11 protein-coding genes and 1 pseudogene are annotated in these 8,632 nt (G+C 47.1%); 11 read left to right on the forward strand and 1 reads right to left on the reverse strand.

Annotation, left to right across the window (positions count from 1 at the left end; genetic code table 11):
- Window positions 1-129: 129 nt before the first annotated feature.
- The 7 genes and pseudogenes from LC653_RS43115 to LC653_RS43145 form a co-directional block, all read left to right on the forward strand.
- Window positions 130-270, forward strand: a pseudogene (locus LC653_RS43115) (LuxR C-terminal-related transcriptional regulator); the annotation flags it as partial.
- A gap of 446 nt (window positions 271-716) precedes the next feature.
- Window positions 717-1,307 carry a DsbA family protein gene (locus LC653_RS43120; RefSeq protein ID WP_229501395.1) on the forward strand — a complete coding sequence of 197 codons (591 nt, stop codon included), beginning with the start codon at window positions 717-719 and terminating at the stop codon, window positions 1,305-1,307.
- A 257-nt stretch (window positions 1,308-1,564) separates the two neighbouring features.
- Window positions 1,565-2,506: an NAD-dependent epimerase/dehydratase family protein gene (locus tag LC653_RS43125; RefSeq protein WP_229501396.1), complete on the forward strand. Its 942-nt coding sequence runs from the start codon at window positions 1,565-1,567 to the stop codon at window positions 2,504-2,506.
- Window positions 2,496-2,774 carry an NADPH-dependent FMN reductase gene (locus tag LC653_RS43130; RefSeq protein WP_372478300.1) on the forward strand — a complete coding sequence of 93 codons (279 nt, stop codon included), beginning with the start codon at window positions 2,496-2,498 and terminating at the stop codon, window positions 2,772-2,774. Before LC653_RS43125 ends, LC653_RS43130 begins: the two co-directional genes overlap by 11 nt.
- Window positions 2,775-2,806: 32 nt before the next feature.
- Window positions 2,807-3,130, forward strand: a complete 324-nt coding sequence (locus tag LC653_RS43135) for a hypothetical protein (protein ID WP_229501398.1) — start codon at window positions 2,807-2,809, stop codon at window positions 3,128-3,130.
- Between the two features lie 38 nt (window positions 3,131-3,168).
- Window positions 3,169-3,681, forward strand: coding sequence for a DUF2721 domain-containing protein (locus LC653_RS43140; protein ID WP_229501399.1), 513 nt, complete (start codon window positions 3,169-3,171; stop codon window positions 3,679-3,681).
- Between the two features lie 199 nt (window positions 3,682-3,880).
- A complete protein-coding gene (locus LC653_RS43145; RefSeq protein WP_229501400.1) occupies window positions 3,881-4,633 on the forward strand; it encodes an SDR family oxidoreductase in 753 nt (250 codons plus the stop codon).
- Window positions 4,634-4,816: 183 nt separating this feature from the next.
- On the opposite strand, the gene tnpA is transcribed toward LC653_RS43145, so the two are convergent.
- The gene (tnpA, locus tag LC653_RS43150; protein ID WP_229501401.1) at window positions 4,817-5,221 is read right to left on the reverse strand and encodes an IS200/IS605 family transposase; all 405 of its coding nucleotides are present in this window, start codon (window positions 5,219-5,221) and stop codon (window positions 4,817-4,819) included.
- On the opposite strand from tnpA, the gene LC653_RS43155 reads away from it, so the two are divergent.
- The 4 genes from LC653_RS43155 to LC653_RS43170 form a co-directional block, all read left to right on the forward strand.
- The gene (locus LC653_RS43155) at window positions 5,192-6,496 is read left to right on the forward strand and encodes an RNA-guided endonuclease InsQ/TnpB family protein (RefSeq protein WP_229501402.1); all 1,305 of its coding nucleotides are present in this window, start codon (window positions 5,192-5,194) and stop codon (window positions 6,494-6,496) included. The two genes, tnpA and LC653_RS43155, sit on opposite strands and share 30 nt — an antisense overlap.
- Before the next feature lie 85 nt (window positions 6,497-6,581).
- A complete protein-coding gene (locus LC653_RS43160) occupies window positions 6,582-6,998 on the forward strand; it encodes a cupin domain-containing protein (RefSeq protein ID WP_229501403.1) in 417 nt (138 codons plus the stop codon).
- A gap of 161 nt (window positions 6,999-7,159) precedes the next feature.
- Entirely contained in the window at window positions 7,160-7,885 is a 726-nt protein-coding gene (locus tag LC653_RS43165) for a VOC family protein (protein ID WP_229501404.1), read from the forward strand.
- 299 nt (window positions 7,886-8,184) lie between these two features.
- On the forward strand, window positions 8,185-8,632 hold a 448-nt coding region (locus tag LC653_RS43170; RefSeq protein WP_229501405.1), incomplete at its 3' end, for an SDR family NAD(P)-dependent oxidoreductase.

Genomic DNA, 8,632 nt, shown 5'->3' on the forward strand with positions numbered 1-8,632 from the left:
CGGATATATTTGATTACTTCTCAATATTTCCGACATAGCAGCGCCTGTATTGTTCACAGTCTTCAAGGAATTTCAAAAATCTCAGCAAATCAGAGCATTTTTCTCTCACCAGAGACATAAAAGAGCGGTAATCACGATATTGGTGCGGCTTTGAATATTACTGAAAGTACTGTCAAATTTCACATCAACCGAATTCTGAGCAAATTAGGCGTGAGCGATCGCACTCAAGCGGTGATTACCGCATTGAAGCGGGGACTTGCCAAGTTGTGAAACAAGCAAAACTGAACTTAAGTTCGGTTGGGGGTTCGTTGTAGAGATAGTAAGCAACTGTTGTTTCATCCCTTCAATTACTCAACTCTGAGTTGGCGACAAAGCTGAATTAGTTTCATAGGCTAAATACATAGAAAAAACGGAGTCGGGAGGAATCACAGATAGGAGTCAATGAAGAGGACAAGGGGCAGGGGGCAAGGAGCAGGGGGGAGAGAACCCCATACATAAATGTAGGGCTGCTGAACTAAGGACGTATTATTTCTCGTGCTATGCATCTCGAAATAAATATTTTTCCCTTGAGCATAAATAAATTTATTTACTCTGAAACCCTTGCCGCAGGGAAATTCCAGTATCTTTCTCCTTTGCTCCCTGCTCCCTGCTCCCCTGCCTCTTCGGTCATGCCAATCCCTTGATGCTGTGAGAAACCCTTTTTGATACAGTATCCGATGAATCAAGATAGTCATCTTAATCAACTCTTTGTTCCGCCTTCCGAACGCGATCGCTATCAGGGGATGCTTAATGCCCCGATCATACTCGTGGAATATGGAAATTACCAATGTCTTCAGTTCAGGGAAATGCATCAGTTGATTCAGGCAATTCAGCAAGATTTCAATTTTGGGCTGACTGAGAAAAATTCGATTTGTGTAGTGTTTCGTCACTTTATCGAACATTCAATTTATCCTCAAGCACAAAAGGCAGCAGAAGCAGCGGAAGCAGCAGCAGCGCAAGGTCAGTTTTGGCAGATGCACGAGATGCTGCTCACCCATCAAGAGGCATTGGGAAACGGCTATCTCGTTGAGTATGCCAATCATCTAGGTCTTGACATTTACAAATTTTTGCAGGATATCTCCAAACAAGTCCATGTTGACCGCATCAATCAAGATATCGAGAGTGGTCAGCAAAGTGGAGTAGTGACTGCACCAGCTTTGTTCATTAATGGAATTCGGTATTGCGTAGGCGTAGCCCGCCGCAGGCATCGCTGGGACATGGAGCAGTTAATGGCAGCCATTATCGCTGCAAGTAATGAAGTGCTTTGATCCTCAATCACACAATTCAAAGCAGAACGATTAAGTTGCGTTTTTGCTCAAAGAACTTGAGTGTTCTGAATTGAGCGATGGTCGCATTGCGCTCGCTGAAGACTGAAGTGTAAGCAAATGGGCATCAAGCTCACTAACCTAAAACCAACCTAACGGAGAACAACAAGCAGGAGCAGCATTAACCTGGACAGTAAAAATATGAAACTTGAGGTCTTAACATGTGCTGTACTAGCCAACAAGTTTTAGAGGAGTCACAAATGAGGATTTTTGTTGCCGGGGCAACAGGAGCGATCGGTCGCCCGCTACTTGACCAATTACTTGCCAGAGGACACAACGTTGTAGCGATGACCCGCTCTCCAGAAAGAGCACAGGCATTAGCGACACAGGGAATAGAACCTGCGATCGCAGATGTATTCGACCCAGATTCAGTCAAAGCAGCTATCACCCACGCTCAACCGGAAGTCGTGATTGAACAACTCACTGCCCTACCCAGGACTTACACTCGCGAATCAATGAGTGCAGCAGCGCCTCTGAATACACGAATTCGGTTAGAAGGGGGAGCCAATGTGCTGGCGGCAGCACAGGCAGCGGGGGTGCACCGTTACCTGAGACAGTCGATCGCCTTCTGGGCAGTTCCCGGTGCTGGATTGGCAGATGAGGAAACACCGTTATCGCTTGATGCCTCCCCCGCCGTTGCCGCAGATGCTCGCCTCGTAACTGAGATTGAACGTCGTTTATTGGAAATATCTAATCTCGAAGGAATTGCCTTACGCTATGGTTTCTTCTACGGACCCGGCACCTGGTTCAACCCGGATGGCGATGTAGCGCAACAGGTACGGCAGCAACAATTTCCAATAATTGGAAATGGGGAGGGCGTATGGTCGTGGTTACACATTGAGGATGCAGCGATCGCCACAGTTGCCGCCGCAGAGCAGGGCAATCCTGGTATTTATCTAATTGCGAATGATCACCCTTTAGCGGTGCGCGACTGGCTCCCTGCGTTTGCTCGATCGCTGAATGCTCCACCACCGCCACAGATATCGGTTGAAGATGCTCTCAAAAGGGATGGTGGTGCGGATGCGGTTTACTACGGAACTCAGATGCGCGGTGCCTCGAATGCCAAGGCAAAACGCGAACTGAATTTTCAGCCTCGACCGTTGGAATGGATGGTTAATACCGTTGCGGCTCATGCCGGTTAACAGGTTAAAGGAGGGTTTCAAAGAAAAGGTTGCGGTGTTAATGAGTGCTTCCCCTGGAAATTTGGGAGGCTTACGAGGATTAACTCATGTCCGTTCCATTCTTGGCAACATTAGGGTTCTGGTGTTGCCAGATCAGGAGGCAATTGGGAACGCTTATCAAGCGTTTGATGAGAATGGCAATTTGAAGGATGAAGCTCAACAGACAAGTATCCTGCAACTTGGCAGCAAACTCGCAACGGTGACTGCCAAACTCAATCTCTCTGTCTAAACAAAGTAGAGCATTTCAACTAGTGAAAAAGTTTGACCAGTAGATTTCAACAACATTGGAGAACAACAATTATGACTCAAGCAAAGCATCCTGCTGATCCAACCCCTCCAACCCTGGAAGGGAAACTGGCTCTGTTACGGAAATTAAAGGATGAATTGGGTAGCGGTGATACCATTCGTCGTCTCTTTTTTGGGGACTTGGAACCCATTGCCCTTCAACCGGGAGGAGCGGGCACGGTCGTTCATCTTTATAACAATGCCAATGATGTCACGATTGCCTATTGTGTTTCCTACGATGTATTTCTGGCTGCCCGAAAAGGACGAGTCACCGAATTTGATCCCGCCGAAATCAAATAGAGATATGGTTAACGCCTTATCTAAGGGAGCGTGGCATTATGTCGTCAATTGAGGAAGTGACAAAGACAATTAACCTGATCATTGCGCCTGTCGTCACAATTACGGCTTGTGCCATCGTGGTAAATGGCTTGATTATCCGGTACGGTTCCCTCGGCGATCGCCTACATACCGTCAACCAGGAACTGAGCGACTTGCAGGAGTCCGATCTGGCTCCCAATCGGGACAAAGCTCAGAGGGTACAAGAACTTGAATCCCTGCTGAGGGATCTGCTGAGGCACCATCATTTCGTGCATGATGCTCTTGTTCTTACTTATACTTCCATCCTGGTCTTTATGCTGGATATGCTGGTCATTGCCATAGCAGTCGCCACTAATGTCAGTTGGCTATCACAGATGGCACTGATAGTCTTTCTCGGTGGAGTTGCCGTTTTATTTGGGGGAATGGTTTTGATTGCTTACGAGCTTCGCACATCTCACTATTCCATTCAATTAGAGGTGCATCGTACTTGTCGCCTGTGCCGCCACCAACACACTAAACTGGTGGGAAATTGAACTAGGAGCAAAAAATTCGCAAAGACCTATGCATTCAGAAGATCTGAGCTACAGATTACTCTGTAGAGACAACCTTCTAACCCTGTCATTATTTGCGACACAACCGCTTATTGAGCCTAAAGTTCTTGTGTTTTCACAACTTACTGCGGATGGCTCGAAGCTCAACAACCTTGTTCTTTAAATTATCAGAGGTTTTGTCATGAAAATTGTTGTCATTGGTGGCAGTGGGCTGCTTGGTAAGAAGCTTGTCAGCAAGCTACAAGAGCGCAGACATGAGGTGGTGGCAGCGTCCCCTTCTTCAGGTGTCAACGCTGTTACGGGTGAGGGACTGGCTGAGGTGTTAGTGGGTGCTCAAGTTGTTGTCGATGTGACAAATCCACCCTCCTTTGAGGATGCGGCAGTGTTGGAGTTCTTTGAGAAGTCATCCCGGAACCTGCTGGCGGCGGAGGCAGACGCTGGTGTGGGTCATCACATTGCAGTATCAATCGTTGGTGCCGATCGCATTCCTGATAGCGGCTATATGCGTGCGAAAGTCGCTCAGGAGAAGTTGATCCAGTCCGCAGCAATACCTTACACAATCGTCCGCGCTACGCAGTTCTTTGAGTTCATCGAGACGATCATCGCTCAATTCCCCAGCGATGGGCAAATGGTTCACTTGCCCCCTGCCTTTATCCAGCCCATCCTGGCCAATGATGTTGCAGATGCGCTGGTCGATATCACACTGGGAGCGCCAGTCAACGGCATTATCGATTTAGCGGGTCCAGAGCGGTTTCGTTTCGAGGAAATCATCCGTCAATTCCTGAGTGCAACTCACGACTCACATCAGGTGGTTGTAGACAGCCACGCCCGTTACTTTGGTGCAGCGTTGAACGATCAATCTCTCGTTCCGCAGGGCAACTCACGCATCGGCTCGACCCGTTTCGAGGACTGGCTCAATCGCTCGATCGCTTAAAGATCGGCAATGAGAATTCAATGCTGACATCGGTTGGGTTAAAAACAAAAAGCCCAACATCCCGCAACTGCTAAGTTTTGCAACACTCAACTCAACCTAAACCTGTCCAATCCGCGATCGGCTTGATGCAGCATGAGGGCACATCAGACGGATTTATCAAAAATTTGGGTTTAAAACCCGGTGCTAAAGCAGCGGCTTTTCTTGGTTTTGAATGTATTTTTTAAGAACTTCAATTGGTGCGCCACCCACTGAAGACACGAAGTAACTAGGACTCCAAAGAGCTTCTTTGTTGTAGGGTTTTGGATATCCAGCTTGACCATACCTACGACTAGATACTCCTTTGAGTGAGTTAACTATTTGAGATATCGAAAGCTTTGGGGGATACTCTAACAAAACATGAACATGGTCGGATTCTCCATTAAATTCTAGTACATTAAAATCCATTTTTTGGGAAACTTCTACAAATGATTTGTGAATTAGTTCAAGGCTTTGAGCAGTAAATATCTTTTCTTTGTATTTCGTCACACAGACCAAATGTGTCTTTAAGTCTGAAACACTATGCCTTTCTTTTCTCAAACCACTTGTCATACTCATCTAACCAATGTACAATACTTTAACAGACCAATGTTAGCACAAGCAATGAAAGCTAGATATCAATACAGATTCTACCCAACAGACCAACAACAAAGAAGTCTTGCTCAGTTATTTGGTTGTGTTCGTGTAGTTTGGAATGATGCCTTAGCTGTTTGCAAACAGTCTCTTAAATTGCCAGGATATAACAAGCTTTCTGCAATGCTTACCCAAGCTAAAAAGACTGAAGCGAGAATTTGGTTGTCTGAAGTTTCTTCAGTACCTTTGCAGCAGTCTCTTAGACATTTAGACACGGCTTACAAAAACTTTTTTAATTCCCGTAATGGGAAGAGAAAAGGAGGCAAAGTTGAGCCAGTGACACGTGCGGCTCTGCCGTCCGAGTCAACTGGCGTTGGCGCACCTAGATTTAAAAAGAAAACTAACTCACAGTCTGCTGAATTTACCAAAGCTGCATTTAGTGTAAAAGATGGAGAAGTCTACCTTGCCAAAATTGGGACAATCAAGCCTATTTGGTCTAGAGAACTACCATCCCAAGCGAGTTCTTGTACTGTCATAAAAGATTGTGCAAACAGTTACTTTTTAAGTTTTGTAGTCGAAGTTGAACCAGAACAAATTCAAGCTAAAGACCAAAGTGTAGGTATTGATTTAGGTATCAAAACTTTTGCGACAATGAGTAACGGAGAAAAGATCCAAGCTCCCAACTACTCAACACTAGACCGCAAGATTCGCAAGCTACAAAGAAAGTTAGCTCGCCAACAATCATGTTCAAACAGAAGAAATAAAACTCGTTTAATAACTGCAAAACTACACAATCAAGTTTCTGATATTAGAAAAGATTTTTTACACAAACTGTCAACCAAGATAGTTAACGATAACCAAGTAATTGTTTTGGAAGATTTGTGTGTCTCAGGAATGGTGAAAAACCGTAAACTGGCTAGGGCAATTAGTTTGCAGGGATGGCGAGAATTTAGAAATCTTTGTGAAGCTAAGTCAGAAAAAATTAACCGAGATTTTCGCGTAATAGATAAGTGGCAACCAACAAGCCAAATATGCTCATGCTGTGGCTTTCGTTGGGGTAAAATTGACCTCTCTGTTCGCTCAATACTCTGCTTAAGTTGTGGTACTGAGCAAGATAGGGATGGCAATGCCGCCACAAACATAGAAATGGTCGGGATGGGGCATCGCCACGACCTTAAACGAGCAGGGAGTGACTGTAAGACTGTAACGGAGCAGCGAGTTACTGTGAACTGTCAAGAATCACCGACCTTCTAGGTCGATGAGTATGTCAAATCCACCAATTTGTATTCACGCAAGGAGAACGGAAATGTTGACTAGATTTTTCCATAGAGTTGCATTCATGACTCTCTCCATATTCTTAGCGCTCTCCATAGTCGCAACTCTCCCCATATTCGCAGCTTCAGCCAATGATTTGTTGGGTGAAAAGGTAACGTTGGTCTTTGATCATGCCCTTCCCAATGTGCCTGGAAAGAGTGTGAAAGGCTTGCTGGTCAAATATGGGCCAGGTGGCTCAACCCCCGCACATACTCATGCAGCCTCGGCTTTTGTCTATGCAACAGTACTGGAAGGTGCGATTCGTAGCAAAGTCAATGATAATCCGGAGCAGGTGTATCACGCTGGTGAGAACTTTTTTGAAGTACCTGGCGATCATCATCGTGTCAGCGCAAATGCCAGTGATACTGAACCCGCACGCCTCCTAGCAGTGTTTGTCGTCGATACCAATGAACAGAACCTGGTCACAAACGACAAAGAGTAAGACGCAAAATTGCACATCACGCAGCTCATCTGAAGCATATCAGGTCTAACGACTTCACTTCCTGTTGCTTTCCTCCAATCCGAATGATTAAGTCGCGTTTTAACTCAAAGAACTTGAGTGGTTTGTATTGGGCGATCGCCGAAGAATGAAAAGTAATCAATTTGAACATCAAACTTACCAACCAAAAGGAGAACAAGATGAGTAGCAATCCCGTAAACAGTCAAACCATGAAGCTCGAAGTCGTGCTGTTCAACGTTTCTGACGTTGACCGCGCGAAGGCATTCTACGAGAATCTCGGCTGGCGATTCGACATCGACGTGGTGGAGGGCGACTTCCGTGGCGTGCAGATGACACCGCCCAACTCGCAAGCCTCGATCATCTTCGGCAAGGGAGTCACTCCGGACAATCCTGGCTCGGCGCACAGCCTGGTCCTCGCCGTAGACGACCTCGACGCCGTCCGCGAAGACTTGATTGCTCGCGGTGTCAACGTGAGCGAGATCTTCCACTACGCCGGCGGCCCCTTCAACAACGCTGTGGAGAACCCACGCATCCTCGGGCGCGACCCGCAAGGTCGTTCTTACTTCTCATTTGCCTCGTTCGAAGACCCGGACGGGAACGTCTGGCTGCTCCAGGAGATCAAGGAGCGACTTCCCGGCCGTGAGTGGGAGTTGACGCTCTCCCGCACTGCGGACGTCGCAACCCTTGCAGATCTCCTCCGTGAGACGGCAGAGCACCACGACCACTACGAGAAAACTCAGGCCGAGCATCACTGGTGGGACTGGTACGCGCCCTATTTAAGTGCGCGTCAGAATGGCAGCAGTCCAGAAGAAGCCGCTGCCGCTGCTGACCGTTACATGGAGGATGTTTTTCCTGTTCTTTCCAGATGATGCGGTCAGAGTTGCCACACCCACCGAGTATGTCGGTGACTAGTTAGTGGCAGAGGCAAAAGAAGCCAACGATTTTTGCTCAAGAACTCAGGGCGGCGTTTAGGTTGCTGCGCTAACCCGAGGATGTGGATAGCCCTGGCTCACAGACAGTAATGGAACATCAATCGCTTAAGGATCAAAAGGAGCCAAGATTATCAGCTTTTCGCTCCTTTTGATACTTCCCATCAGTGCAACAATCACGCACTAACCAAAGGACTTAAAGCCAACAAACTAGACAACACCTAAAACGAGGACACACGATGAAAACGCAGAAAGTATGGTTCATTACCGGAGCCTCCAGGGGTTTTGGGTTAGAAATTGCCAGAGCAGCCCTGGCAGCGGGCGACCTGGTTGTAGCGACGGTTCGCTCTCAGCCCGCACAACTCGCCGCTACCCTGCACAACCATCCGGATCTGTACGCCGTGCAGATGGATGTCACACAAGAAAACCAGGTACAAGAGGCACTCATGCAAGGCATTTCCCGTTTCGGTCGGCTCGATGTTTTAGTCAATAATGCCGGGTTTGGCATGGTGACTGCGATCGAAGAAGCCACGGATGCTGAAGTTCGCAAACAGTATGATACGAATGGCACTAAGAAAAGCTCTAAGCTATACGGAATAAGGGCTACAGCTTTGAAAGTTATTGAACAGTCGAGGAGGGGTCAGGCGGTCGTCCTTGATGCAGTGTCATGGAAGCGATCGCCACAAA

Source organism: Nostoc mirabile CHAB5784 (assembly GCF_020829645.1).
GTDB lineage: Bacteria > Cyanobacteriota > Cyanobacteriia > Cyanobacteriales > Nostocaceae > Nostoc > Nostoc mirabile.

What these genes read in the sequence shown, in the direction of transcription:
- LC653_RS43120 (WP_229501395.1), top strand. Translation starts at nt 717, where the DNA reads ATGAATCAAGATAGTCATCTTAATCAACTCTTTGTTCCGCCTTCCGAA.
- LC653_RS43125 (WP_229501396.1), top strand. Translation starts at nt 1,565, where the DNA reads ATGAGGATTTTTGTTGCCGGGGCAACAGGAGCGATCGGTCGCCCGCTA.
- LC653_RS43130 (WP_372478300.1), top strand. Translation starts at nt 2,496, where the DNA reads ATGCCGGTTAACAGGTTAAAGGAGGGTTTCAAAGAAAAGGTTGCGGTG.
- LC653_RS43140 (WP_229501399.1), top strand. Translation starts at nt 3,169, where the DNA reads ATGTCGTCAATTGAGGAAGTGACAAAGACAATTAACCTGATCATTGCG.
- LC653_RS43145 (WP_229501400.1), top strand. Translation starts at nt 3,881, where the DNA reads ATGAAAATTGTTGTCATTGGTGGCAGTGGGCTGCTTGGTAAGAAGCTT.
- LC653_RS43155 (WP_229501402.1), top strand. Translation starts at nt 5,192, where the DNA reads ATGCCTTTCTTTTCTCAAACCACTTGTCATACTCATCTAACCAATGTA.
- tnpA (WP_229501401.1), bottom strand. Translation starts at nt 5,221, where the DNA reads ATGACAAGTGGTTTGAGAAAAGAAAGGCATAGTGTTTCAGACTTAAAG.
- LC653_RS43160 (WP_229501403.1), top strand. Translation starts at nt 6,582, where the DNA reads ATGACTCTCTCCATATTCTTAGCGCTCTCCATAGTCGCAACTCTCCCC.